This is a genomic window from Alteromonas sp. H39, from assembly GCF_047556435.1.
Taxonomy (GTDB): domain Bacteria; phylum Pseudomonadota; class Gammaproteobacteria; order Enterobacterales; family Alteromonadaceae; genus Alteromonas.
In genome coordinates this window covers 60,963-86,163 of the sequence record NZ_CP180210.1, presented here as the reverse complement: position 1 = coordinate 86,163, position 25,201 = coordinate 60,963, and the positions used below count along the sequence as shown (strand labels likewise).

Sequence of the window (25,201 nt, the reverse complement as noted above, 5' to 3'; positions counted from 1 at the left end):
ACGCGCGCTTCTCACCTGTTAACGGCATCGGTGCACGACACCAGTATCGCATGCATATTGCAAAAGACGTGGATATGCAACGCAGCAAGGCTGAATATCAAGCAAGTCACTTACTTTTTCAGCATATCCCGCAGATTAGCAATACTGGCCTGCCCCTTCTGCTGGCGCTCTTCCGGGCTGGCCTTCGGCTTTTGATTTTCCCACTGCACGTCATCGGCGGGTAGCTCGTATAAAAAGCGACTAGGCTCTGGCTGAATAATCTCGCCAAACTGACGACGCTCTTTGGCAAGAGTAAAAATAAGCTCGCGCTGTGCGCGTGTGATGCCTACATACGCCAGACGACGCTCTTCATCCACATTATCTTCATCAATACTGCTTTGGTGTGGCAACAGGCCTTCTTCCATACCCACCAGAAATACGATGGGAAACTCCAGCCCCTTTGACGCATGCAATGTCATCAGTTGTACCTGGTCGGCATCGCCTTCCTCTTCGCCACGCTCCATCATGTCTCGTAAAATCAGCCGGTTTACCACTTCCACCAGCGTCATGGGCGCATCCAGCTCGTTACCCTCCAGCATGTCTGTAACCCAACCAAACAGGGTACTGACGTTCGCCATGGCCATTTCTGCCGCTTTCGGACTGGGGCTGTGTTCGTACAGCCACTCTTCGTAGCTCATCGACTTGATCATCGAGCGCAACGCTGCGGTGGTATCACCTCTGGCAGCATTATCAGACAACTCAACTATCCAGCGCGCAAACCCGGCTACCCGTTGATAGGCATTGCCTGAAAGTACACCCGACAGCGCATCGTGACACGCGGCTTCAAACATTGACTTGCCAAGGTGATTGGCGAAATTTCCCAGTTTTTCCAGCGTGGCGCGACCGATACCGCGGTTAGGTGTGTTGATAATGCGAAGCAGCGCGTTATCGTCATCCTGGTTCACCATCAGACGCAAGTACGCCATGATGTCTTTCACCTCGCTGCGACCGAAAAACGACATGCCGCCGCTTATTTTGTAAGGGATGCGGTTACTCATTAACAGCTTCTCGAACAGCCGGCTCTGGTGGTTTCCACGATACAAGATTGCATAGTCTTTAAAATTAGTGCGATTCATAAACTTATGTGCAATGAGCTCTGCGACCACGCGCTCGGCCTCGTGCTCTTCGTTTTTCGCCACCACCACTTTCAGGGGCTCGCCGTACTGAAGTTCAGAAAACAGCGTCTTGTCGAACAGGTGCGGATTGTTCTGAATGAGTATATTTGCGCAGTGCAGAATGCGTCCTGAGGATCGGTAATTCTGCTGCAGCTTGATGACATTCAGGCGCGGGAAATCCTGCTGAAGTAAGTTCAGGTTCTGCGGCTTGGCGCCACGCCAGGAATAAATTGACTGATCATCATCACCCACCACCGTAAAGCGGGCACGCTCGCCTACCATCAGCTTCACCAGTTCGTACTGACTGGTGTTGGTGTCCTGGTATTCATCCACCAGCAGGTAGCGAATTTTACTTTGCCACTTCATCCGCGCTTGTTCGTTGTGTTTTAACAGCAGCGTGGGCAGCAGAATAAGATCATCGAAATCCAGCGCATTATAGGCCTTTAAATGGTTTTGATACTGACGGTACGCCTCGGCGAATTCTTTCTCGCCGGTACTGGTTGCCGTACGCAATAATTGATCTGGCAGTAATAAATCGTTTTTCCAGTTCGAGATGCAGCTTTGCAGTAGCGAGAGCTGGTCTTTGTCGCCATCTAAGGTGTCTTCGGTGAGGTCGGTTAACAGCGCCAGCGAATCTTTGTCATCAAACAGCGAGAAGCCGGGCTTTAAGCCTAAGTCTTTCACATGCGATTTAATGATATTCAGCCCCAGGGTGTGAAAGGTGGAGACTTTCAGGCCGCGCGCTTCTTTTTTCCCTAAGGTTTGTGCAACCCGTTCTTTCATCTCGCGGGCCGCTTTGTTGGTGAACGTCACCGCTGCAATGTAGCGTGCCGGCATATCGCAGTTTCGAACCAGATGCGCAATTTTATTGGTGATCACCCGGGTTTTTCCACTACCGGCACCGGCCAGCACCAGACAAGGCCCGGAGACAAAAGTCACAGCAGATTGTTGTGCATCATTCAGCTTCATGGAAAATCAGATACCTGCATCTTGTTGGATGACACGCGCCACCAGACGCAACCAGGGAGAGGTGGCGGTTTTCATTGCATGTCGATGGTATCGCTATAGAATGGGAACCTCGTCGACGACGCGCATTATAAAGGAAAAACCATGCTTGATCCGAAGAAACTGGAAGAATTGGCAAAACAAATTGCAGACTCGGTACCGCCGGGTGTGCGTAATATGGCAGAAGAAGCCGAAGGTCGCATTAAGCAGGTATTGCAGTCGCAGCTATCAAAACTGGACCTGGTTACCCGCGAAGAGTTTGATATTCAAAGCCAGGTGTTAATTCGCACCCGCGAAAAGCTGGATGCTATGGAAGCCAGACTCACCGAACTGGAAAACCAGCAAAAAGGCTGAGGTCGCTGGCGCGCCTTAGTCAGTCGGCATACCGAAGCAGACAGCGGCGCACAGTAGTTCATCTATATACGGTTTGCGTTACCATCCTGCCCGCGTAAGGCTCACCTCGCGATTATCACGCAAAGCCGTATTCTGTCTGACACACCGAAGTACAAGCAGCGCGCGGCAGCGAGGCTTTTGCGGCGTTCACGGCGCGCTGTCGTTAGCTATAGAGTTGATAAATTCCCTGGCCGCCGCTGCACCACTACGCGGCAATTACAACAGGTAGTGCGCTAATAGCCCGGCAGTTATCACCATGCCCACATAATGGCTTTCGATAAACGCTTTGAAGCACGCCTCGCGCTCTCGGTGGCGGATACGAGTGTAGGCATGGGTAAAGAGTACAACAGTAACTATAAGCGACAGGTAATAAGGCCAGGTTGCCTCAATCAACACCCCCACTGACAACAGTAACAGCAAGGTTACCAGCTGTAACAGCACGATCATGGCTTTGTCGAAACGGCCAAACAATACCGCGGTAGACTTCACGCCAATGCGCACGTCATCGTCACGGTCGACCATTGCATACATGGTGTCATACGCCACCGTCCAGCACAGGTTAGCCATGAATAGCAGCCATCCCCACACCGGAACGGTTTCGGTGATTGCAGTAAATGCCATGGGGATTGCCCAGCCGAAGGCGGCCCCCAACACCACCTGTGGCAAATGGGTGTAGCGCTTCATAAACGGATAACTTGAAGCCAGAATCAGCGCTGCTACTGACATTGCGATGGTTTGCCAGTTAAGCATTAGTACCAGACCAAACGAGATACCAATAAGCAGCGCAAACAACTGTAGCGCTTCTTTCTCGGAGACTTCGCCACTCACCAGTGGGCGTGCCGATGTGCGTTTCACGTCACCGTCGACATGGCGATCGGCATAGTCGTTTATAATACAGCCGGCAGAACGCATGATAACCACACCGGTAACAAACACGGCGGTAATGAAAAGCGAGGGAAGCCCGTTCGATGCCACCACCAGCGCCCATAAGGTAGGCCATAGCAGCAGATAAATACCTACCGGCTTATCCAGACGCATCAAACGCGCGTAGCCGGGCATGTTGGAGAAAGACAGCTTAACGTCCATAGCGATACCGCGATTCATAGGCCGGTGCGTCCGGCAAAAATACTTCAGCCACAATCATGCGGCTTTCCTGAAAAGAAAACAACGAGCGACGCCCCCACAGTGTATCGGTGATATCCATATTCAGGCGGGAAAGTGCCTCAGGCGTTGCCTGACAAAGGTGGAAATCGGAGCGGGCAAAACGCGGATCGTTAAATAGCCGCTTCCCCAGAGGCTCGGTACCTAAGTTAGCCAGTTCGTCATCTATCAGCGATTGCGGGATAACCGAGCGCGCATATACCCAGGGCTCGTTATCAGCGCACAATAATACTTCTCGTACCTGCCATTCACTGTTGGCCGTCGCATTTAGCAGCGCTGTCTCACTGGCATGTAGCGCTTTTGTCCCCTGTCCCAGCTTTACCAGCGAAAAATGACGGCACAACGCCTGCACCCGCTCTGTTAACGAACCGGTATCAAGCAGCCAGTTTTTTAAGTAAGGATCAGACAAGGCTACCTTGTCAGAAGGCTCCCAGTTAACATCCAGTCCAACGGGAAATTCAGGAGAGACTTTCAACGACACATTCTCTGCTTTTAAAACTGCGAATATCTTATCACCGAAGCAGGTTTTACGCCCACCCTGTCGTCCTTGTTATCCCGTCTTATTGCTATCTTTTCGTCGCATTGCTCCGTCCTGCCGCTGTTTGCACCAGCAACGATAAGCACGGCTAAGGTGCATTCTTTAGGAGTGGATGTGGAAGGTGACGCGCTTATTTTTCGTAAATGTTCCGGCTTCGACTAATGCAGTAGTGCGCGACTGGATGATTTTGCTACACTATAGGCATCTTTATTCCCTGTTGTTATTAAGCGATACCAGACTTGACCAAAATGACATTTCGATTACTGCTACGATCCCTGGCAATTTCGTTATTTTTAACTGCCGCCGGTACGTCACTGGTTAGTGCTCAGGATCGTCCAAACTATGCCTACCTTGGCCTCGAACCTGACATTGTGACCAATTACGTAGGCTCTACAGCCAGAAAGCTGGGTTACGTGCGGGTTACGGTAGAGTTGATGATTAATGACGTTGATCAGCTTGAGATTGCCGAGCATCACATGCCGCTGCTGCGTGCTACGGCGATTGAAATTTTCGGCCGTCAGCCGGAAGAGAAAGTAAAATCGCTGACCGGCCGTGAAGATATTCGTCGCGCCATCTTAAAAGCGCTTCAGGAGCATATGAAGCAGGAAACCGGTGGCGAAGTGGTAAGAGACGTAATCTTTACCAAGTACCTCTATCAGGGCGGCTAACCCGCCCTTTTATCAGCACCAATACTTAGTATCGCAGCCAAAGCACAACCGGTTATCAGCCCTACCGTGTGTGCGGCGTTCGCCATATTCACCCACAGTACATCCGCATAACCCAGTACCAGCCACACTAACATAAAGCCGATAATTCCGCGGGGGATACTCAGGCCCCATTGCGGTTTAAGCCAGCCCAGCCACCACACAAAGCCCATCAACGCATAGACCACACCTGACAGACCACCAAAGGGCAACAAGCCTCCTGGGAGCGGTTCTGTGAAGAAAGACTGGCCAATATTTGACGTAATAGCGGAAATTACAAATACCAGCATCAGCATGCTGACGCCCAGAGTACGTTCGATTTGCGCCCCCAACATGCCCCACCACAACAGGTTAAACACAATATGAAGGATAGAGAAATGAATAAACGCCGGCCCAATCACCCGCCACCACTCGTGGTTTTCCATTAGCAAAGACAGTGGCTGCATCATAAGTTCGCTGGCAATAGGCGCAAACAAGCCAAACAGCGATAAGGCATACACTACTACGCAAATCACCAGCACAGTTGCCGTCATCGGCGATGTCATGGCATTTTTCATCATGCTGGCAATACTCATGCCGCTGCCGGTAGGCGTCAGCGTTACCTGCTGACCATGCTGCCACGCGGCCTGCTGATACTTAGGATCGTTCGGATTACGGAGAAAGGCTTCGGTGATATCTCTGGCACGAAGCGCATCATCGTCGTTTGCCAGCACAATCATATATTCGTCACCGGCGCTGGTTCGTTCAACCTTCGCGCCAATGCCCTGACTCTTAAGATAATTTGCCAGAAGGTGAGCCGCCCCTTCCCGACGAAATGCGATTAGCGGGGTGTTCACGCGTTATCACTAACCACTGGCTGCGATAACCGCCAGGCCTCAAAGCCACCATCCATACTATAGACGGTGTCAAAGCCTTGCCCGGCAATCACCTGCGCCGCCTGCTGGCTGCTAATGCCGTGATAACAAACCACCACGACAGGCTTTTCTTTCGGCGTGTTCTCGATAAACGTTGCCAGATTATCATTGCTTAAGTGCAACGCATCCGGCATGTGACCGTTAGCGAAAGACTGCGGATCGCGAATATCAACAATGGCATAGCTGTCTTTATTGTCTGCGACATCCTGCACGGTGATGTGTGAAAATTGGGTCATTATTATTGCCAGTCCAGAATAACTTTGCCGGACTCACCGGACCCCATGGTATCGAACCCTTTCTGAAAGTCGTCTACCGAGAACTGGTGAGTAATGATGGGTGTCAGGTCCAGTCCGCTTTGAATAAGGCTTGCCATTTTATACCAGGTTTCGAACATTTCGCGTCCGTAAATCCCCTTTATGGTAAGGCCTTTGAAGATCACTTCATTCCAGTTAATGGCTACGTCCTGCGGCGGAATACCTAACATTGCCACTTTACCACCGTTGTTCATATTATTCAGCATATCGCGGAATGCTGACGGCACACCGGACATTTCCATGCCCACATCAAAGCCTTCCGTCATACCCAACTCTTTCATCACGTCTTTTAAGTTGGTGTTACTGACATTGACAGCCCGGCTTGCGCCCATTTTCTCGGCAAGCGCCAAGCGATAGGGGTTAACATCCGTAATCACAACATGTCGGGCACCGACGTGTCTTGCGACGGCGGCAGCCATAATACCGATAGGGCCTGCGCCGGTGATTAGCACGTCCTCACCCACTAAATCAAAACTCAGTGCAGTATGAACCGCATTACCGAATGGGTCGAAAATAGAAGCCAGATCATCGCTGATGTTATTCGGGATCTTGAAGGCGTTGAACGCCGGGATAACCAGGTACTCAGCGAATGCGCCCGGACGATTTACCCCTACACCGGACTCATTGCGACACAAATGACGGCGCCCAGCGCGGCAGTTACGGCAGTGACCGCAGGTGATGTGACCTTCGCCTGACACGCGGTCGCCAACCTTGAAGCCAGCGACTTCTTCGCCCATGCCTACCACTTCACCCACGTATTCATGACCGACAACCATGGGAACCGGAATGGTATTCTGTGCCCACTCGTCCCAGTTGTAAATATGCATGTCCGTGCCACAAATGGCGGTTTTGCGAATTTTTATCAGCAGATCGTTATGACCCACTTCCGGCTTGGGCGTGTCTTCCAGCCAAATGCCTTTTTCGCTGTGCGCTTTTACTAACGACTTCATTGAATCACTCCTAACTCGCGACCCACTTCAATAAACGCGTCTACCGCACGGTCTACGTGTTCAATACTGTGCCCGGCTGACATCTGCGTACGAATACGCGCCTGCCCCTTAGGTACAACCGGGTATGAGAAACCAATCACATAAATGCCTTTTTCCAGCAGCTTATCCGCCATGTCGCTGGCAAGACGTGCATCGCCCAGCATCACAGGGATAATGGGATGATCTTTACCGGCCAGCGTGAATCCGGCCTTTTCCATACGCTTACGGAAATGCGCTGAATTTTTCCATAACTGGTCGCGAAGCTCGCTGCCATCAGCCATCATATCGAATACTTTCAGTGAGGCAGATACGATAGGTGGCGCTACGGAGTTTGAGAACAGGTACGGGCGTGAGCGCTGACGCAACCACTCCACGACTTCTTTTTTGCCCGACGTATATCCCCCTGACGCCCCGCCCAGGGCTTTACCCAATGTACCGGTGATAATGTCTACCCGGCCCATCACATCACAGTATTCATGGCTGCCGCGGCCGTTATCGCCAAGAAAGCCAGTGGCGTGACAGTCATCAACCATCACCAGCGCATCGTATTTATCGGCCAGATCGCAAATACTTTTCAAATCCGCAATCACGCCGTCCATCGAGAACACGCCGTCTGTGGCGATAACCTTAAACCGTGCACCGTCTGCGTCGGCTTGCTTTAACTGGTCTTCCAGCGCTTCCATGTCGTTATTGGCGTAGCGGTAGCGTTTGGCTTTACACAAACGCACGCCGTCGATGATGCTGGCGTGGTTAAGGGCATCAGAGATAATGGCGTCTTCCGGGCCTAATAACGTTTCAAACAAGCCGCCGTTGGCGTCAAAGCATGACGGATACAAAATGGTGTCTTCCGTGCCCAGGAACTCACTGATTTTGCCTTCCAGCTGTTTGTGAATGTCCTGCGTTCCGCAAATAAAGCGCACCGACGCCATGCCAAAGCCGTGGCTGTCCAGGCCGTCTTTCGCCGCAGTGATGAGGTCGGGATGATTAGCCAGTCCCAGGTAATTATTTGCACAGAAGTTCACAACGTGATCGTTGTTCACATCAATGTCAGCTTGCTGTTGCGAGGTAATTACCCGCTCTTTTTTGTACAGCCCTTCTTCTTTCGTGCTGGCAATCTGCGATTGCAGGTGTGCAATAAATGCCTCAGACATGCTGGTCTCCAGGTTCGCTAAAAGCGCGTATTTTAATGAAAGCGTGAATTGGGGTATAGCCTAACCCGCTCGCCGGGGGAGGCTATGCGACAGACGGTGTAAATAAAACCGCACACCTGCGCGTATCCTGATCAGTCAGAGTCCAGTGAGGACGCCTCAAATACGGGCAAGTTACCGGTCCATACGCCACCGGCCACCTTTTCGTTTAGTGTAGTCCATAGGTCCGCCTCAGGAATAGGCTTGCTGATTAGGTAACCCTGCCCCTGATGGCAGTTAAAGTGACATAACAATTCATACTGTGCCGGAATTTCAAGGCCTTCGGCAATGACCTTCAGGCCCATGTTACGCACCATCGTGATAGTAGAGTATACAATTGAGCGATCATCAGGGCTATCTACCATGCCAGCAATAAAAGACTGATCAATCTTAATGTAATCTGCTGGCAGCGCTTTTAAGTAACTTAGTGACGAATACCCGGTGCCAAAGTCGTCAATGGCGATCAGACATCCCATGGCTTTAATCTGCTCCATTACATGCGTTGCCCTGGTAATATCAGCCACCAGCACATTTTCGGTAAGCTCCAGCTCTATCATAGAAGGCGCGATGCGCTGCTCTAAAATTTGCTGTTGCAAAAATTCCGGCAGCGACGGATCCAGAAAATGTCCCGACGATAAGTTAATTGCCATTTTCACATCAGCAAAGCCATTTGACGCCATCTCCCGAAGCAGACGAGTAGCCCGCGCAATTACCCAGTAATCCAGTTCCAGCATAAACGTGGTGTGTTCCAGCAGCGGAATGAAGTCATTGGGTGCAATGGGCCCTTTTTCCGGATGATCCCAGCGAAGTAACGCTTCAAAGCCTACCAGCTTGCGGGTGCGAAGCTCCAGCTGAGGTTGCAGAGCCAGATAAAACTGATCATCGCGCAGCGCGATCCGCGCTTCGGTTTCCAGCTCAACCTTGCGCATCACCTTAAGATTCATAGTCGAATCGTAAATTCGAAACGAGGGGCCCTGCTGCGCCTTCGCTTCATACATTGCGATATCTGCGTGGCGTAACAGATCTACAGCTGAGGACTGCGCTTGCCGCGTGATTGCAATACCGATGCTCACTGTGATGTAAAACTGTTTGTCCTCGACATCGATAGGCGTAGAAAACGCATTCAGTAATTTTTTAGCAACCACTTCAACCTGTTCACGGTTATCTATCTGAGACAACAGCACCACGAACTCATCACCCCCAAACCGTGAGGCGATGTCAGTATCGCGGATAGGCGCAGATATACGCAATGCAGCGGCTTTCAGGAGTTTGTCTCCGACATCGTGACCGTGACTGTCATTCACTTTCTTAAAGTCGTCCAGATCGAGAAACATCAGCGCTACAATGTCATCGCTGCGGGCGGCGGCAGCCAATTGCTTTTCAACCTGATAGGTAAGCATGTTGCGGTTTGGCAGGCCAGTTAGGGCGTCAAACATTGCCATTTTTTCTAACTGCGCAGTGTTAAGCGCCATGCGGCTATCAATATCTTCAAGCTGGCGTGCCAGGTCTTCAGCAGTTGACTCCAGTACATCCAGCTCGTCGCTGAATAAACGCTTACGCCACATACCGGATTGACCGGTCGCGTTCCGAAACTCCTGATAGCGATGTTGCGCCAGCAATGGCAGACGGCGGCTGATGTCCATCAACCGATACCGATACTGGTTTAGAAACAGGTACATCAGAATAGAGAACAAAGTAAACAGCGCTACCGCACTGCCTGCCACCAGCTTTTCATAGCGTTTGGCGCGCGCGACGTCAGTGGAGATGTCCTGCACCAGCAAAATAAAGGTTTCTTTTCCACGCACAGGTGACATCGGGATAAGGTTCAACAGGTAACTTCCCTTCCCGGTATCGACCTGATGGCCTTTCTCGACCAGCTCAGTAATATAAGCCGCCCCCAGTTTTTCAAGAACCGCCTCAATTTCCTGCTGATTGGTGTCAGTCAGCTGACTGACAAAGCGCAGTGGCAGCGCACTGCCCGGCTCGCTCTGCTGCACCAGGGCCAGTAGTTTGGTGCCCACCGTCTGGCCCATCATGGATAACAGCTCCTGCAAGCCTGTAGATATCACAATGACAGGCATCGCCCCGGAGTCGGTCATAACAGGCACAAACAGGTATTGCTGACAGTGCTCTTCGCAATGCAGTAAAAACTGGGTTGTGAGGTTGCGCTGCGTGGTTTCCAGATAGGGATAGAATAACGTGGTTGGTGCGCTTTTCTCACCGTAATAAAGCTGTAAATCACTGTCATATAGCCAGAAATTTCTAATTTGCCGGTTCAGCCGGAGATAGTCTTTTGCACCCTCCAGCGTCTCAGCCAGGCTGGCCGGGGTTTGCTGTCCGATGGTACTCATGCTGGTAAACCCTTCCAGCCAGATGATGGCACGGCCGTTTAATTCCTGAGTAAACAGCTCGTAACGCCGCTCATTTTCTACCTGAACACGAAAGTGCTGGCGTTTGATGGTTTCCCCGGATTGCTGGATAAGAATTGCGGTTATGACAACCGACACAGTCAGCATCATCAACAGCAAGATGATCATGACTTTTGTGGTAAACGATAACCGTGGTTTCATATCAAAACCAATACATTAGCTGCACAGCCCACATCCGCCAGTGCGACTGAGACTGCAACTGCGTTTGCGGATTAAGCAGACCTCTGATTCTGGCACCGCCCTGCACCCAGTGGTGCTCTCCCTGCAAACGCCAGTTCGGTGCGATATCCCAGCGAAGGCCAACTGTTGTCGTATCCATATAGCCAAAGTAGGCAGGAATCACCCCGCCGGTAGACGCTTCCAGCATGTTACCTTTGCGATCTTCACGGTTGAGATCATAGATATCCTGCATGACAAGGCCGCTTATCTCAGGAGTAAACATATACCGCAACTGAACAAATCCCCCCTCACCAATGCGGCTGTTGTAGTAATCAGGGCTGTAAGCTCCGCTATCCTGTTGGTATTCTTTTAAAAATTCGGCGCTCAGCTCCCAGTTTTTACTGAAATACTCAAACGACAGCATCACTCGTCGAATATTGGTCGTTCCACCAATCAGCTCATCCATGGGCGCAGGTTCGTAACGAAAGTCAGACTCCAGCAGGCTGCCCCCAATGCGCCAGTTCATACTTGGCGGCTGCCAGAACACGCTGAACTGATGTACGTAATCCTGTTTCGCCTTACCTTGCACATTGGTGCCAAGAAATGCCTGAGTTTGCTCATCACTGATAGACGAGCGACCGTAGCTCCAGTTTATCTCCCACAGTCCGTGCTCAGTCAGGCGCGTGAGTTGTAGCAACGCACCATCGCTGCCTAGCGCAATGTCACGAAAACCATCATAATAGACAGACTGTGGAAGGACCGACGTAGCACGGGTGTGAGGGACATCGCGGGTGGCTGAATACAGCCAGTGCCGGTTTTTAAAGCGGCCCAGATGCACATGGCCCTGCCATTCCCCAAGGTCCGGCAGTGTCCAGTCGACAAATAAATAATCAAGCCGGGAGCCTTTTTCGTAGCGATTTCCACCATCCAGATACACTACCTGCCCAACCACTGCCAGACTCTGGTCAAACTCGTATCGCCCGTTAATGCCCAGCTCTGTTAACTCGCCGGTTACCGAGTCGTTGTCGGTCAAAAAGTTGCTGTTAATCGACTGAGTGACTCCCTGAGACAGGTATCCATGCCAGCTACCATTGCCCGCAAGGGCTTTCCCTGGCAAGGCCGCCAGCGTAAACAGTAATAGTGAAGCTCGCATGTTCATTGTAATTCTGCCTTCCATTCACTGTATTTGGTGATACCCGTTTCGGTCGCATAACCAATGGCGCCAGGGGTATTCGTTACCGCGTTAATCAATTCCATTTCATTTTTCACTCTGCGGGGTGGCTCCCCTTGTCCCGAGTAGGTCATTTGGTTCCATAACCTGTCCAGCTGGTATGGAAACATGCGCAAATGCTCACGACTAAAGCGCTGATGTAACGGCGCATCAGAATTGAGCATATACACTGTGATTTTGCTGCCATCTGGCCAGTACTGTCTGTTGCCAGTAAAAATCTGCAGGGTATCGGCGCGGGTTAAAGTCAGCCCGTCCGAAGAATAACTATGAAGGATAGTGGTTTTTTCCTGACATAATACGTCCGTGCTGAATAGCACGGTAAGTGTCAGCATGAATGACAACATGTATTTCAGGTGTGGGAACTTCAACCTGAGGCGGTCTTCCATCATCGTCAAAGGGAGTTCCCCCTGGGTATCGAACGCAAGCGCAACATGCGCTTTCCATGTAAGTGTAGATAATCTATTAACGCTTGTATGGCTTTACTGCAGATATCCTTACAATTTCTTATCATTAAACAGGCTATCGACAGCGTCGACAACGCGATCAAGCGATATTTTTGCCATAAGATCCTGACCTTTGGCACGGGCTCCCCACGGCAACAACTGCCAGGGCTTACCCCGCTGTGCTTCAATGCACTCTTCATATACAGACACCACTTTATCATTATCGTTATAGGGGCCGGTTCGTCTGGGATTTGAGTGCGCATACAGACCAATCACGGGCGTGCCAACGGTGGTTGCCATGTGGGCAGGCCCGGTGTCAGGCGCGATGACTAACTGCGCATGGGCCAGCAATGCCAGCAGCTGATGCAACGTTGTGTCGCCAGTCAGGTTTGCAGTAATTGCGGCATTACACGCCAGAATGGCGTCTGCAGTTTGCCGATCCAATGCGCCCGGCCCGCCACAAAGTACAACAGATTTTCCTTTATTTTGCAGATGGTTAGCTATACCTGCGTATCGCTCTGGCAACCAATTACGTTCTGCTTTACTGGCCGCAGGGCTGATGACTACGAAGTCGCCAAATTGTGCGGCTTTCTTTGCCGCCCAGGCCTTGTCTTGCTCGCTTACCGGGATATTCCAGGCTGGCTTCTCTACTGGGGGCACGCCTAACGCATCGGCAAAGTCCATAAACCCATCTAATACGTGTGCATGCTTGTGGGGCGCAACGCGTTTGTTGGCAAACAGCCAATGCAATTCTTTACTTCTGGCCCAATCAAACCCAATGCGGGTTTTCGCTTTAATCACGCGGGACGCCAGGTTCGCACGTAGCGCCACCTGCATCATTAACAGCGCATCAAATGTAGTATCAGCCAGGTCGGCTTTAAGCTTCGCCACAGCCGCCTTGCCCTGAGACTTATCAAACACCACAAACCGAACACCCGGCATGAGACGCACCAGTTGATATTCAATTTTGCCAATCACCCAGGTAATTTCAGTCTCTGGCCAGTGTGTCTGAATCCGGTTTACCAGTGCCGCGGCATGACAAACATCACCAATGGCGGATAGCCGCATCAGACAAATCTTTTTGCTCACGCTAATACTCACTTTCGCTGAAAAATCAGAAATAAATCATTACAATGGCAAATTTACCATAAGTTACCGTTTGCATGGCGATAAAAGACTGGACCTCAGAGAAAAACAACCACGCGATCCGTTATGACGATGCCGTGTTTTCCGGGCCCTCACTAGACCACTTTGACCCCACCTACTGGCAGTCTGAAAATAAAGTGACAGGCAAGGCGCAAGGTCGTGGTACCACTTATTTTATCGAGCATGAGTCTCAGCATTGGGTGTTGCGTCATTATCGGCGCGGCGGCTTAGTCGGTAAAGTGTTAACCGATGAATACCTGTTTGGGGGTGTAGAGCGCACCCGGGCTTTTGCTGAGTTCAGTTTGCTTCATCGGATGCGTGAACTGGGATTACCGGTGCCGGAACCGGTGGCCGCGCATGTGTCACGACACGGCCTGTTTTACCGCGCTGATTTGATTACCGCTATGATCCCTGACAGCCAGGATCTGCATCACATGCTTTGCCGCAAATCACTGGATGCTCTCACATGGGAGCGCGTTGGCGACACTATCGCCCGTTTACATCAGGCAAATGTATATCATCACGACCTGAATATTCACAATATTATGCGCGACGGCGAAGGTACTATCTGGGTGATTGATTTTGACCGCTGCGCCATTCGCGATGGCGACAGCTGGAAGCAGGAAATGCTGGACCGCCTTCAGCGCTCTCTGGAAAAAGAGCTGGGCCGTTGCGAAACCTTTCACTACAGTCCTGAAAACTGGCAACAGCTGTTGCGCGGATATGAGCGCAAAATGCGCTCGTAATATCCGCATTAACTAAGCCTGAGTGACTGTTTTGCTGTGCTGACAACGTCGTCTGTCAGATAGCAGTCAGACAACGGCCCATTGCAACCCCAGAGAATTCTCGGTACTGTTCCGTTAAAAACCAGACAGCCTCTTTGAATTATGCACACCAGAGCCTTGTACCCGGGTACGTTTGATCCCATCACCAATGGTCATGCTGACCTGATAGACCGTGCCTCGCGCATGTTTTCGCACGTCATCGTCGCCATTGCCTCGAACCCCAGTAAAAAGCCACTGTTTACGCTGGAAGAACGGGTAGCCATGATTAAAGAAGTCACGGCAGACTTACCCAATGTCGAGGTTGTCGGCTTTACTGGTTTGCTGGCCGATTTTGCGGATCAGCAGAACGCGACTATCCTGATTCGGGGCTTGCGCGCGGTATCAGATTTTGAATATGAGTTTCAGTTAGCCAATATGAACCGGCGGTTAAATCCGAAGCTGGAAAGTGTATTTTTAACGCCGGCGGAAGAGAATTCCTTTATCTCCTCAACGCTGGTGAAAGAAGTGGCCATGCACCGCGGTAACGTCAGCGACTTTTGCCATCCGGTTGTGCAGGACGCGTTAAAAGCACGTTTTCACGGCGACAGGAAGTAACTCATCAGGCAAGGCACTTCAGATTTATAACATCGAGGAACGCTGACAGGCGCCTTGCTGGCGCCCGGCCCCAAGCACCTGCGCTGTCATCTCACTGGCCAAATTTCACTCTCACCCCGGCATTGGCAATAAACCCGTCATTTCGCGACCACATGTCGGTGGTCCACTGGCCGCTTGGCGCTCGCTCTGGCAGTAACAGTGGGTGTTCGTTACTTTGTTTTACATCCAGGAGGTTTTCCAGGTTGATAAACCAGCTTACACGCCCCGTGGTCACTTCCCCCATAAGGCCAAGGTGCCAGTAAGGTTTGGATTTATCTAAATAGGGGTTGTTGTTCAATCGCTGAGTGCCGGTGTAATAGGCTTCAAACCCTGCGCGAAAATTCCCGTGTTGTTCCCACATGGCCACAAAGCCGGCAGAATGCTCAGGCGTCAGTGCGATTTTCTCTCTTCCAGTAGTCGTTGGGGCGCTCTGCGTTGCATCCAGATACAGATAACTTGCTGTCAGTTTAACGTCTTGCCAGTAGTAACGAAGTAATACCTCAGAGCCGCGAATGCGACTTTCTCCTTCGACATTGATCAACCTGACGCGGTCTGGCGTGCCGCTTTGTGTTGACGAAAACGCCTCAAGCTCAGTGGCATTGTCTACGTTCGAACCAAATAAGGTGAAACTGGTTTCGATATCACCAAACGTGTAAGTAAAATCCAGCGACGCTGTTTCCGCCCGCTCCTCCTCCAGGCTTTCAAGAGGCTCAAGGCGGGCAAGACCGGCCGCTTCTATTTCTTCCACAAAGGGCGTAGGGGCGTGAAATCCTTGTCCGTAAGACCCTCTAACGGTCAAGTCTCCGGGGCGGTATAGCACCGACACTCTTGGGCTAAACTGGGTGCCGTATTCGTTGTGCTCATCCACGCGCACACTGTAAGAGGTGGTAATCTCCTGCGTCATCTCATAATCCAGTTGCGCGAAAAGTCCCGGCACCTCATAGGTGTAATCAAAAACAGGGAACGTATCAGACGCGAAGATATCTGACTGGTAAGCCACGCCGACAACCCAATCACTTTTTTCCGTGTAACCAGAGACACTGCTTTCAAGCAGATAGCTTTCGTGTTTGTCATCTTCTCTTGTGTTGCCGTAGCGATGATCATGCTGCTGCACCATTGCTGATGCTCTGGTAGAAAACGTATAGATGTCGCCAAACGGCTGGGAAAAAACCAGGCCGGTATCGGCTCGTTCTGAGTCCTGAGCGTGTTGGAATGCGCTGTTATCAGCAACCACGCCCGCCTCTGTGGTTCCACCTCTGCGATCCTCGGTCATAAACCCCGCTGTAAGATAAAGGCTCTCCCCCTGTTCACCTTCCCAGAACAAGCGGGGCCGAACGGTGTATCTTTCGTAGCCTGCGAGATCTATCCAGTTATCATTATCAGTGTCTTCGCTTTTCTGATGGTGCGCACCGGCTGTTAAAGACGCTTTTAAAGAATCAGAGAGTGGCGATTCCACATAGCTTGTCAGGTCCTGACCGTCTCGCGTAGTCAGGTTGATCAGCGTTTCACTCAGAAACTCATCACCAGGACGTCTCGAAACGAGGTTAATAACGCCGCCCAGCGCAGAGCCACCATACAACGACGACGCAGAACCTTTGATAATTTCTACGCGCCCCAGGTCGGTGGGGGGAATTTGCAATAGCCCTATGGACGCTGCCTGATTGCCGAATAAAGGCAAGCCATCTGCCAGTAACTGGGTGTATCTGCCGAACATTCCCTGCAGTCGAATGTTTGCGCTGCCTAATGCAGGTGAAGTGGTTTGCACACGAACACCACCGGTCTCTGCTACGAGCATAGAGATATTACCCGGGCGCATCGTGGCCTTCTCTGTGATTTCCTCACGATTAATGATTTCCACGCGGATTGGCTGTTCATCTGCGATTCGACCTGAGCGGGTAGCCTGCACCACAATTTTTTCGACCTCATCGGCATGCCCGTGTTCCTCATGCTGGTGGGCCTGGTCGGGATGCTCCTGATGTTGCGTCTTTTCATCCCTGGCTGTGATTTCTGATTCGGCCGGCACCGCCTGGTTCGCAGCGGTCTCCAACGCAATGCTAACGGCGATGACGAACAGGGCTGGGCGAGATAAAGGAATCATAGTGTTAATTTCTGTATAGAGAATGAGTACGGTATAGTGATTCTAAAGGTTACAGTCACTAGAAGGTCAAGATGAAAATAAGTGAGCTGGCGACTGCCTCGGAAGTCTCTGCGAAAACTATCCGGTACTACGAACAGATTGGTCTGATTTCACCGGCCCGCAGAAACGACAGTGGTTACAGACAATACAGCGATAAGGATGTCACGGCGCTGATTTTTATCCGGCGATGCCGGGAGCTGAATATTGGCATTGATAATATCCGGCAGTTGCTGGAAGCCCAACTCAATCCGCAGTCTTCCTGTCGTTTTGTGGATGAGATAATTGAACAACAACTTAAGCGAATACAGCAAAAGCAAACTGAACTTGCCATGCTGGAGAAAACCCTGTCATCACTGGCGGCATCTTGTAACAATCATAAGGTCGAAGACTGTTCCATACTGCACCAGTTATCGTCTGACTGACGCTATTTTTCACCGCCGCCATGTAAACTGATTCATCTAACAGCGTGTGGCGATCAGATACCGAGAGCTGGCAGCAGTTGCTTTACCGCTGACAGCCAATACAAAAGAAGGTATTGCGCTGGCCGATGACTTTGCTTTTTATCACACCACCACAACGCTCACAGGCTTTACCCGCCTTGCCGTACACATTCAGGTGCTGTGCAAAATAGCCTGGTTTCCCGTCGCTCTGTGCAAAATCTTTTAAGGTGGTACCGCCTTCATTGATGGCCTTTTGCAACACGGCTTTTATGGCATCGGTTAATGCGGCATAGCGTGAGGCGCTTACACGCCCGGCCGCCCGACGCGGATCAATGCCCGCCATAAACAGTGCTTCGTTGGCGTAGATATTCCCCACGCCAACCACCACGTCATTGTCCATGATAAAACTTTTCACCGGGCTTTTGCGGCCACGGGATAACACATGCAACCGTTCAGCGTCGAAGGCATCAGTAAGCGGCTCAGGCCCCAGTTTATGAAATTGTGGGAGCTCATCCCCTTTAGGCTGCCACAAGCACGCTCCGAAGCGCCGCGGGTCGTTAAAGCGCAGACATTTGCCGGTATCCAGCACAATATCAATATGGTCGTGCTTAATGACCGGGGTGCTCTTCTCCACCACACGCAATTTACCGGACATGCCTAAATGAAGCACGATATCGGCATTGCCGACGTCGATTAACAGATATTTGGCCCGACGCGTTACATCAGAAATCGTGCGGCCAACTGCAGTTTTGATTTCATCCGGCACCGGCCAGCGAAGCCGCTTGTCGCGAACAATCACATCCGTGATTGTATGATTGATAAGCCAGGGCGAGATACCTAACCGACTCACTTCCACTTCAGGTAATTCAGGCATAATTAATTCACAGACACTTCTTTGAAAGTAAACCAGGGGAGCAACGCTTCCAGCCTCACCCGCTCCAGTTCAAACCATTGATCGTTGTGCTTCACAAACGTGTGTGAATCAGACAGGTAAAAGGCATACACCAGCCCTTGGGACTCACCGGCCAGCCACACGACAGCGATTATCGGGCGCAGATTCTGGGCCAGACTTCTGGCACGTGGTGCAGGTTCTAATATCCCACTTTTCCAGGCTTCAATTTGTACTTCAGGGGCGATGTCTACCGCAGATTCAGTAATATACCGCCACTGCTGCCCGGTGCGCTCCAGACGTTGCTGATCCTGCTCAATTTTAAGAATGTAGGCATCGCTTTCAAGCAGTGGCTGACTTCCCTGCGGCTGTGACGCTGGCAAAAAGCTGTCCAGATTGAATAACGCTATCATCAGTAGCATGGCGAAAATCACCACGTTATTAAATGCGCGTTGGGATAATCGTGCCACGTTCTTGCTGTCCTTAACAAATTGCTCTGTGGCTATGATATACCAATCTGACCACCAGCGTGATCAATCCACCTTGTAATCTTCGGCTGTCGGCACACAGCAGCATACGATAACAACTCACATCAGGCAGGCGTTTGGCAGTACGACAAGGGATTACACCTGGCAAGCACCAGATAAGCATTTAGATTTCATAGAATAAGCGTTAAGCACGCGGCGGAATCACATCTGGTATTCGCTGCATTTTTATACCGGTGAGTAAACGCAAAAAACCCGGCAAGAGCCGGGTTTTCGTGGAGACAAAAGCAAGTTTTCTTACTTGATTTTTGCCTCTTTGAACATAACGTGCTTACGCACAACAGGATCAAACTTTTTGATCTCCATTTTGCCAGGCATGTTACGCTTGTTCTTATCTGTAGTGTAGAAGAAACCTGTACCTGCAGAAGAAACTAATTTGATTTTATCACGCATTGTCGGCTTCCTTAGATTTTCTCACCACGGGCACGGATATCAGTCAGAACTGAATCGATACCTTTTTTGTCGATGATACGCATGCCTTTAGTAGACAGACGCAGTTTAACGAAACGGTTTTCACTCTCAACCCAGAAGCGGTGAGTTTGAAGGTTAGGCAAAAAGCGACGACGGGTCGCGTTTCTCGCGTGCGAACGGTTATTACCAACCGTAGGACGCTTACCTGTTACTTGACATACTTTTGACATTGTATTTGTCTCCAGAACAACGATAACTGTCGCGCCAATCGATCCCACCGCTCATTTAGTCACTGGGTCAAATGACGTATTACTATAAATTAGAGGGCGCATTTTATACAGTAAATGCACGCGCAATTCAATAAGAATGTGAAAAAAGTCGCGGTTTTCGGGCGGTATTCACCCGTATTTACAAATTGGGATCAAAAATGATCCCAAAGAGGGTAACTTTGATCTATCTCGGATCCTGCTGGTGTAATCTTACACGCATTCGGGATCAGGTTGAACTTTTCCGGTTACAGCTTCTGCTATCAGTACTTGTATTAACGCAATTCCGCAGTGCTATCTTGATCACCAGCGGACTCAGACTGTTTGCGAATACCATAGGGTGTACGGGTGACTTTTTGCTTTTTCGTGTAATCGCGGATAGCACGGTTTTTATCTCGCATTTCCTGCTTAACGTAACCTCTGGCATGATCCAGATGCACACAAATAGCCGAATAACGGATCTGCTTTGACTTGATTCCGCGGTTGAACAACCTTTCGCCGAGCTCACGATCTTCCCCACCGTATTGCATACGCTCGTCAAAGCCGTTGGCTTCAAAAATGTCGTCCCGCCATCCCGAGGCATTGTGACCATTCCATGTCGCTTTTGTGGGTGTCAGTGCATTAAGCAACCTCGCGATACGGCCGCGCGCCGTGAGCTTCATCGTTTTATGGGTTTTCTTAAGTCCATGGGCTAGCAGCCAGTCGAGTGAAAACGCTCTGCCAGATTTAATGTCGTCTTCTGATATCGCCAGACTGGTTTCCATCGGTAGTTTAAAATAACCGCCTGATAAAAAATACCCTTTCTCTTTATTGCGATCATGTACAGCGAGAAAGTCTTCTCTCAACACACAATCGCCATCAGTAAACACAAGATACTCACCTTCAGAGGCTACCAGGGCTTTGTTAAGTATCTTCGTTTTCTGAAAACCTTCATCAGGCTGCCAAACGTGCTTTACTACCCTTCCAGACGCCGCTTCGAACGCGTGTATACGCAAGGAAGTCTCTTGTGTTGAGCCATCGTCAGCGACGACAATTTCAAAGTCCTGAAACGTCTGATAGTGCAGACTCCACAACGTTTTCTCCAGCCAGTCCGGAGAATTGTAAGTGGAGAAGATTACAGAAATTGTCACCGTTGCCACCTTTGGTCTCACGGTGCTACGTGAGATGCCATCGTGAAATTACATGCCGACAGTGATCTTTCTGTTCATAGATCACCGCACACTACCCTTTGATAACAACGTATAACTCGCGTAAATGACACTTTCACAACGGAAGTATGACATCTGTGTGTCAGTTTTTTCAGGCAAGGCGTTTGCTTGTCAAGGACACTCACGATGCGCCTTGAAATAGCCAGCCGCCTGACATTGTTAATGTTAATTCATCGCGCCTGCTGACGCTTTGCCATATTCTGTTACCCCCGCAGTTCACCATCCCCTTTTTACTTTAAGCCGGGCTGTTTTTAGGGTGAGGTTCCGTGGCGTCTATCCTCATGGAGACCGTTTTTTTGATATGGTGCATCCAGGTTTTCTCTATTCAATCCTGCTAATGCCCTGTGCTGCACTTGTGTTACACTTTAGTGACATTGCATCTGACAACACACGAAAAATCGCGTGGTGTGACAACTTGTCGCGGTAGCGCCCGCTGCCAGTGAGTAGATGCCCGGGGCTTACTGCGTTTATTGGAAATGGTTTTGCGTAGAATTATTACTTTCGGCACTTTTGATGTGCTTCACATCGGTCATATTCGAATTCTCAAACGCGCCAAAGCACACGGCGATCACCTGACCGTCGGGCTTTCTTCAGACGAACTGAATTTCAGTAAAAAGGGTCGAAATCCTATTTATTCTTTTGACGCGCGCCTCGAATTATTGTCGTCGCTTCGCTTTGTTGATGAGGTGTTCAAGGAAGAATCACTGGAACAAAAACGTGTGTACATCATTAAACATCACGCGGATGTGCTGGTAATGGGCAACGATTGGGAAGGTCGTTTTGACGAGTTCAACGATATTTGTGAAGTGATATACCTTCCAAGAACCCCCTCCGTATCGACCACCGAAATTATTGAAATAATAAAAGAACAACAGTAAATGCGTTTCGTATTATATATTTCTCAGAACTATTCGTTCGAAATTCTCAGGCCGCTTGCCGCAGAAATGATTAAAGACAAGCACGAGGTTCGCTGGTTCGTTGAGGGACATGCAGTGAATCAGCAACTCTTTCGTGATGACGAAAAGCGCCTGGGCAAGGTACGTGACGTGGTAGATTTCAACCCCGACGCCGTTTTTCTTCCCGGCAATGTAGTTCCGGCATTTATTCCGGGGCTCAAAGTGCAGGTTTTTCACGGCTTTGAATGGAAGAAAAAGGGTCATTTCAGGATACGTGAATGTTTCGACCTGTACTGCACGCAAGGTCCGTTTTTCACCCAGGCGTTTGAGAAACTGCGCGAACGTCACCCGCATTTTACCGTCAAAGAAACCGGCTGGCCGAAGCTGGATCCCTTATTTGCAGGACTGAAAGCGACTCACACCAATGAGGTTCCAACTATCCTCTTTGCGCCCACGTTCTCACCTAAGCTAACCAGCGCGCCGGCACTCATAGAGCAGATTAAGACCTTAAGTCAGTCCATGCCATGGAAATGGCTGATAAAATTTCATCCCAAAATGGATGCTGAAACCATTCAGGCATACAAAGACATAGCTAGCGATAATCTGAACGTTGTCGAGAGTCAGAGCATCCTTCCACTACTGCAGCAGTGTGACGTGATGGTGTCTGACACGTCATCAGCGATCACAGAGTTTCTGTTGATGAAAAAGCCGGTAGTGACCTTTAACAACGCCCAGCCTGAAGATGTGTTCATTGATATCACACAAGCCGAAATGCTGGGTAGCGCCATAGAGACATCACTTAACTTATCTAACGACCAGCGAAATAACATTGAAGCCTATGCCAATCAGATGCACCCCTACACTGACGGGCAGTCAGCAAGGCGTATTCTGGAAGCGACCCTAGAGGAAATCCGAGTCTTTCCACGACACGGTAATGTGGCAAAACCGCGTAATGTTATTCGCAACCTGAAACTGCGTAAGCGCTTAGGGTACTGGACGCTGTAATTTGTCTGTCTTACCGGTTTACCCACACAGGATATGGCGTTTAAGCCACTTTAACACCCTTTAACGACCCTATCGTTTGGAACGCAAACACTGGCAGCCTGAAGACGTATACGCCAGTGAGTAGGCTTACCACTCTTCAATGGCTTGGTATCGGTATTACCCTTCACACATCTTGTGCGATACGCTGCCACACAAATCGCAGTGTGGCAGCGTTTTCACCGTTTAGTTGTAGAACGGCGAGCGAGGTTCAGTGAAATCAATAAGACGCACTGGGCGGCGCAGCAATTGACCGCCATCGCGCGAGATTGGGATCCACGGGAACATGCCGCGGCCTTTTGCCGGCTCAAGCAGGAATAGATCCAATGGAATCGACAGGTAAAACCCTTTCGTAAAGCTGCCTTCACCATAGTCTTCCGACGACACGTCGGTAAAGGCGGCGTAAGCACCGACAATCACGCCACTGTCAAAGCGTTTGGCAAAATCGATATTTACCCCCCTGTCGCCTGCCAGAAACTGCCCTACGCTGGCGGTTATCTGTGTATCCGGCAAGAACTCGGGTTGCCAGTATACGCTGGCGTGACCGGTAAAAGTATCGTAGTCGAGGAAACTAAACTGATCGTCAAAATCGCGCTGCTTCACATAGTTTATGTCGATGCCATAAGCAACCCGGCTATCCACAGGACGATAAAGGATTTCCCCCCCTACCCCTGCAAACATTCTCTCAAGATAGCCCGCATAAGCCTGTCCAAACCACTCATCAGACAGCTGATCTTTCCAGTTCAGGAATGCCGTGTCGACACTAAAACGGTTGTTGGTGACGTATTCACGTACCAGCGTACGCACACGCGGTAGTGGTGTGTCTTCTTTGTCTACAGTAAAGTTAAACTTATCGAAGTTATCTAATACTGTTGCACTTAAGCCACCGATTACTGACCAGTTTTCGTTAAACGCGTAACCCGCAGTGAAAATGACGCCGGTTTGATACAAGTAGAAGTCTTCCGGGCTACCGAAAGTCTGTGTCCAGAACAGATCGGCGGAATGGAAAAAGCCTGAGCTGGCCGCTGGCGCATAGTCGTCGCGCAATGCTTCATCCGGGTTTTTCCGATACCAGGTGTCTCTGATATCTGCATCCAGCGATTCATAACGGGCCGCCGCAATAAACGCTTCTGCGTCGATGACATTCTCGACCATAGGCAGACCGCCCTTGGCTTCCACAACGTGGTACGTTTTCACCGAGTCAGGAAGTTCTGATGCCAGTACGCGGCCAGTTCGCTCAATGGCTTCATCATTGTCGCGATATGCGTTCTGATACCCGTAAAAAATTGCCTTTTCTTCCTGAATATCCACATCAGTGAGAATAAAAGAGGCGTCTTTTATCAGCCCACGGAACAGTGCATTCCCATCTATTTCTGACAGTGTCTCTGGAGGCTTTTTATCCATCAGGTTTCGTGGCGGCTCATCAATTTTAATCTGCGACATGGTATTTAGGTTAAATTTGTAAGACACCCCAAATCCTACCGTGTTGCCACGCTGATAATTAAGGCTGAAATCAAAGCCGTTCCACTTATACACTGCTCCAACGTTCAGACGCGTGTCTTGCTCAAGTTCACCTGCACGATCAAACTCATAAGTGTTACCTTCCCACTCGAGTTTCAGCGTCAATGGTTCCCAGGGCGTCTGATATTCAACCCCTCCATAGACGGCCATCTTGCCCTTAAAGAACTGATCGTAATCAACTTTTCCGCCAAGTCCAGAATAGCCCAACGGACGTTCACAGAAGCTATCTTTAAACTCACAAAACGGATTCGTGAAATCATCGGCAGAGCCCATGTAGCCCCAGCCTAAGCCGAGGTGGAAGTCGAGTGGGCCAACAGATTTACTGGCCACCACGTACTCACTTTCAAAAAAGCCGGTACCGCCAAAGTCCCGGAAACCAAGCGAGATATCCGGCATGTAGTAACTTTCTTCCCACAGGCGGAATTTTACATCCAGACCTTTGTCTTTCAGAGTTTGATCGCCACTGAATGAGTCAACATTACTATACAATCGGGTGCGCACATCGGTGTAGCGTGCGGTGGCTTGCATCCAGTCAAACAGTTGAAGATTTACAGACCAAAAACGGTATTCACCGTTATCGGTATAGTTAAGATACAGATCGCCGGCTTCCTGCATTCTGGCAGTAGGGGTTTGAATTAGCCCTGTGCCGCCCTGTACCATTT

General features: G+C 50.3%; 25 protein-coding genes. 7 read left to right on the top strand and 18 right to left on the bottom strand.

The features are described from left to right. Nucleotides 1–110: 110 nt before the first annotated feature. Nucleotides 111–2,123: a DNA helicase Rep gene (rep, locus tag ACLBLI_RS00400; RefSeq protein ID WP_414829223.1), complete on the bottom strand. Its 2,013-nt coding sequence runs from the start codon at nt 2,121–2,123 to the stop codon at nt 111–113. 141 nt (nt 2,124–2,264) lie between these two features. Here rep and ubiK point away from each other — a divergent pair, with 141 nt between their 5' ends. Beyond that, nucleotides 2,265–2,513, top strand: a complete 249-nt coding sequence (gene ubiK / locus ACLBLI_RS00395; protein ID WP_414829222.1) for a ubiquinone biosynthesis accessory factor UbiK — start codon at nt 2,265–2,267, stop codon at nt 2,511–2,513. Between the two features lie 255 nt (nt 2,514–2,768). On the opposite strand, the gene ubiA is transcribed toward ubiK, so the two are convergent. Both ubiA and ACLBLI_RS00385 read right to left on the bottom strand, forming a co-directional pair. Further along, a complete protein-coding gene (gene ubiA, locus ACLBLI_RS00390; RefSeq protein ID WP_414829221.1) occupies nt 2,769–3,656 on the bottom strand; it encodes a 4-hydroxybenzoate octaprenyltransferase in 888 nt (295 codons plus the stop codon). Beyond that, nucleotides 3,628–4,194 (bottom strand): chorismate--pyruvate lyase family protein, encoded by a 567-nt coding sequence (locus ACLBLI_RS00385; protein WP_414829220.1) that lies wholly within the window; start codon nt 4,192–4,194, stop codon nt 3,628–3,630. Before ACLBLI_RS00385 ends, ubiA begins: the two co-directional genes overlap by 29 nt. Before the next feature lie 305 nt (nt 4,195–4,499). On the opposite strand from ACLBLI_RS00385, the gene ACLBLI_RS00380 reads away from it, so the two are divergent. Next, nucleotides 4,500–4,919 carry a flagellar basal body-associated protein FliL gene (locus tag ACLBLI_RS00380; RefSeq protein ID WP_414829219.1) on the top strand — a complete coding sequence of 140 codons (420 nt, stop codon included), beginning with the start codon at nt 4,500–4,502 and terminating at the stop codon, nt 4,917–4,919. Here the strand turns inward: ACLBLI_RS00380 and glpG are convergent. The 8 genes from glpG to ACLBLI_RS00340 all read right to left on the bottom strand — a co-directional run bounded on the left by glpG (nt 4,916) and on the right by ACLBLI_RS00340 (nt 13,689). Then, nucleotides 4,916–5,791, bottom strand: coding sequence for a rhomboid family intramembrane serine protease GlpG (gene glpG / locus ACLBLI_RS00375; RefSeq protein ID WP_414829218.1), 876 nt, complete (start codon nt 5,789–5,791; stop codon nt 4,916–4,918). The two genes, ACLBLI_RS00380 and glpG, sit on opposite strands and share 4 nt — an antisense overlap. After that, nucleotides 5,788–6,105, bottom strand: coding sequence for a thiosulfate sulfurtransferase GlpE (glpE, locus tag ACLBLI_RS00370; protein WP_414829217.1), 318 nt, complete (start codon nt 6,103–6,105; stop codon nt 5,788–5,790). The genes glpG and glpE overlap by 4 nt, the downstream gene beginning before the upstream one ends. Before the next feature lie 2 nt (nt 6,106–6,107). After that, nucleotides 6,108–7,133, bottom strand: a complete 1,026-nt coding sequence (gene tdh / locus ACLBLI_RS00365; RefSeq protein ID WP_414829216.1) for an L-threonine 3-dehydrogenase — start codon at nt 7,131–7,133, stop codon at nt 6,108–6,110. Next, nucleotides 7,130–8,323, bottom strand: a complete 1,194-nt coding sequence (gene kbl / locus ACLBLI_RS00360; RefSeq protein ID WP_414829215.1) for a glycine C-acetyltransferase — start codon at nt 8,321–8,323, stop codon at nt 7,130–7,132. Before kbl ends, tdh begins: the two co-directional genes overlap by 4 nt. 131 nt (nt 8,324–8,454) lie before the next feature. Continuing rightward, complete coding sequence (locus ACLBLI_RS00355; protein WP_414829214.1) at nt 8,455–10,929, bottom strand: putative bifunctional diguanylate cyclase/phosphodiesterase; 2,475 nt, start codon at nt 10,927–10,929, stop codon at nt 8,455–8,457. 1 nt (nt 10,930) lies between these two features. Next, nucleotides 10,931–12,106: a hypothetical protein gene (locus ACLBLI_RS00350; RefSeq protein ID WP_414829213.1), complete on the bottom strand. Its 1,176-nt coding sequence runs from the start codon at nt 12,104–12,106 to the stop codon at nt 10,931–10,933. Beyond that, nucleotides 12,103–12,567, bottom strand: a complete 465-nt coding sequence (locus tag ACLBLI_RS00345) for a hypothetical protein (RefSeq protein ID WP_414829212.1) — start codon at nt 12,565–12,567, stop codon at nt 12,103–12,105. Before ACLBLI_RS00345 ends, ACLBLI_RS00350 begins: the two co-directional genes overlap by 4 nt. Before the next feature lie 105 nt (nt 12,568–12,672). Further along, nucleotides 12,673–13,689 carry a glycosyltransferase family 9 protein gene (locus ACLBLI_RS00340; protein WP_414830867.1) on the bottom strand — a complete coding sequence of 339 codons (1,017 nt, stop codon included), beginning with the start codon at nt 13,687–13,689 and terminating at the stop codon, nt 12,673–12,675. A gap of 95 nt (nt 13,690–13,784) precedes the next feature. Between ACLBLI_RS00340 and ACLBLI_RS00335 the strand changes: the two genes are divergently transcribed. Together ACLBLI_RS00335 and coaD are read left to right on the top strand one after the other, a co-directional pair. Further along, on the top strand, nt 13,785–14,513 hold the full coding sequence (locus ACLBLI_RS00335; RefSeq protein ID WP_414829211.1) for a 3-deoxy-D-manno-octulosonic acid kinase: 729 nt from the start codon (nt 13,785–13,787) through the stop codon (nt 14,511–14,513). 141 nt (nt 14,514–14,654) lie between these two features. Beyond that, nucleotides 14,655–15,146, top strand: a complete 492-nt coding sequence (gene coaD / locus ACLBLI_RS00330) for a pantetheine-phosphate adenylyltransferase (protein ID WP_414829210.1) — start codon at nt 14,655–14,657, stop codon at nt 15,144–15,146. 91 nt (nt 15,147–15,237) lie between these two features. On the opposite strand, the gene ACLBLI_RS00325 is transcribed toward coaD, so the two are convergent. Next, complete coding sequence (locus ACLBLI_RS00325; RefSeq protein ID WP_414829209.1) at nt 15,238–17,283, bottom strand: TonB-dependent receptor plug domain-containing protein; 2,046 nt, start codon at nt 17,281–17,283, stop codon at nt 15,238–15,240. Nucleotides 17,284–17,354: 71 nt separating this feature from the next. Here ACLBLI_RS00325 and ACLBLI_RS00320 point away from each other — a divergent pair, with 71 nt between their 5' ends. Further along, entirely contained in the window at nt 17,355–17,744 is a 390-nt protein-coding gene (locus tag ACLBLI_RS00320; protein WP_414829208.1) for a MerR family transcriptional regulator, read from the top strand. Nucleotides 17,745–17,826: 82 nt separating this feature from the next. On the opposite strand, the gene mutM is transcribed toward ACLBLI_RS00320, so the two are convergent. The 5 genes from mutM to ACLBLI_RS00295 form a co-directional block, all read right to left on the bottom strand. Further along, on the bottom strand, nt 17,827–18,636 hold the full coding sequence (gene mutM, locus ACLBLI_RS00315) for a bifunctional DNA-formamidopyrimidine glycosylase/DNA-(apurinic or apyrimidinic site) lyase (RefSeq protein ID WP_414829207.1): 810 nt from the start codon (nt 18,634–18,636) through the stop codon (nt 17,827–17,829). A 2-nt stretch (nt 18,637–18,638) separates the two neighbouring features. Next, a complete protein-coding gene (locus tag ACLBLI_RS00310; RefSeq protein WP_414829206.1) occupies nt 18,639–19,121 on the bottom strand; it encodes a hypothetical protein in 483 nt (160 codons plus the stop codon). A gap of 312 nt (nt 19,122–19,433) precedes the next feature. After that, on the bottom strand, nt 19,434–19,589 hold the full coding sequence (rpmG, locus tag ACLBLI_RS00305) for a 50S ribosomal protein L33 (RefSeq protein ID WP_013786148.1): 156 nt from the start codon (nt 19,587–19,589) through the stop codon (nt 19,434–19,436). Nucleotides 19,590–19,600: 11 nt separating this feature from the next. Further along, nucleotides 19,601–19,837, bottom strand: coding sequence for a 50S ribosomal protein L28 (rpmB, locus tag ACLBLI_RS00300; protein ID WP_218312594.1), 237 nt, complete (start codon nt 19,835–19,837; stop codon nt 19,601–19,603). Between the two features lie 311 nt (nt 19,838–20,148). Further along, complete coding sequence (locus ACLBLI_RS00295; RefSeq protein ID WP_414829205.1) at nt 20,149–21,003, bottom strand: glycosyltransferase family 2 protein; 855 nt, start codon at nt 21,001–21,003, stop codon at nt 20,149–20,151. 560 nt (nt 21,004–21,563) lie between these two features. Here ACLBLI_RS00295 and ACLBLI_RS00290 point away from each other — a divergent pair. Next, nucleotides 21,564–21,959, top strand: a complete 396-nt coding sequence (locus ACLBLI_RS00290) for an adenylyltransferase/cytidyltransferase family protein (RefSeq protein WP_414829204.1) — start codon at nt 21,564–21,566, stop codon at nt 21,957–21,959. Beyond that, complete coding sequence (locus ACLBLI_RS00285) at nt 21,960–22,982, top strand: CDP-glycerol glycerophosphotransferase family protein (RefSeq protein ID WP_414829203.1); 1,023 nt, start codon at nt 21,960–21,962, stop codon at nt 22,980–22,982. A 222-nt stretch (nt 22,983–23,204) separates the two neighbouring features. Here the strand turns inward: ACLBLI_RS00285 and ACLBLI_RS00280 are convergent, their stop codons facing one another. Further along, a complete protein-coding gene (locus ACLBLI_RS00280; RefSeq protein WP_414830866.1) occupies nt 23,205–25,199 on the bottom strand; it encodes a YjbH domain-containing protein in 1,995 nt (664 codons plus the stop codon). Nucleotides 25,200–25,201: the final 2 nt, after the last annotated feature.

Coding starts and splice junctions, on each gene's coding strand:
- tdh (WP_414829216.1), bottom strand. CDS start 7,133: ATGAAGTCGTTAGTAAAAGCGCACAGCGAAAAAGGCATTTGGCTGGAA.
- ACLBLI_RS00350 (WP_414829213.1), bottom strand. CDS start 12,106: ATGAACATGCGAGCTTCACTATTACTGTTTACGCTGGCGGCCTTGCCA.
- ACLBLI_RS00320 (WP_414829208.1), top strand. CDS start 17,355: ATGAAAATAAGTGAGCTGGCGACTGCCTCGGAAGTCTCTGCGAAAACT.
- rep (WP_414829223.1), bottom strand. CDS start 2,123: ATGAAGCTGAATGATGCACAACAATCTGCTGTGACTTTTGTCTCCGGG.
- coaD (WP_414829210.1), top strand. CDS start 14,655: ATGCACACCAGAGCCTTGTACCCGGGTACGTTTGATCCCATCACCAAT.
- ACLBLI_RS00355 (WP_414829214.1), bottom strand. CDS start 10,929: ATGAAACCACGGTTATCGTTTACCACAAAAGTCATGATCATCTTGCTG.
- ACLBLI_RS00340 (WP_414830867.1), bottom strand. CDS start 13,689: ATGCGGCTATCCGCCATTGGTGATGTTTGTCATGCCGCGGCACTGGTA.
- ACLBLI_RS00285 (WP_414829203.1), top strand. CDS start 21,960: ATGCGTTTCGTATTATATATTTCTCAGAACTATTCGTTCGAAATTCTC.
- ACLBLI_RS00380 (WP_414829219.1), top strand. CDS start 4,500: ATGACATTTCGATTACTGCTACGATCCCTGGCAATTTCGTTATTTTTA.
- ACLBLI_RS00280 (WP_414830866.1), bottom strand. CDS start 25,199: ATGGTACAGGGCGGCACAGGGCTAATTCAAACCCCTACTGCCAGAATG.
- kbl (WP_414829215.1), bottom strand. CDS start 8,323: ATGTCTGAGGCATTTATTGCACACCTGCAATCGCAGATTGCCAGCACG.
- ubiK (WP_414829222.1), top strand. CDS start 2,265: ATGCTTGATCCGAAGAAACTGGAAGAATTGGCAAAACAAATTGCAGAC.
- ACLBLI_RS00335 (WP_414829211.1), top strand. CDS start 13,785: ATGGCGATAAAAGACTGGACCTCAGAGAAAAACAACCACGCGATCCGT.
- ubiA (WP_414829221.1), bottom strand. CDS start 3,656: ATGAATCGCGGTATCGCTATGGACGTTAAGCTGTCTTTCTCCAACATG.
- ACLBLI_RS00325 (WP_414829209.1), bottom strand. CDS start 17,283: ATGATTCCTTTATCTCGCCCAGCCCTGTTCGTCATCGCCGTTAGCATT.
- mutM (WP_414829207.1), bottom strand. CDS start 18,636: ATGCCTGAATTACCTGAAGTGGAAGTGAGTCGGTTAGGTATCTCGCCC.
- glpE (WP_414829217.1), bottom strand. CDS start 6,105: ATGACCCAATTTTCACACATCACCGTGCAGGATGTCGCAGACAATAAA.
- rpmG (WP_013786148.1), bottom strand. CDS start 19,589: ATGCGTGATAAAATCAAATTAGTTTCTTCTGCAGGTACAGGTTTCTTC.
- ACLBLI_RS00345 (WP_414829212.1), bottom strand. CDS start 12,567: ATGATGGAAGACCGCCTCAGGTTGAAGTTCCCACACCTGAAATACATG.
- rpmB (WP_218312594.1), bottom strand. CDS start 19,837: ATGTCAAAAGTATGTCAAGTAACAGGTAAGCGTCCTACGGTTGGTAAT.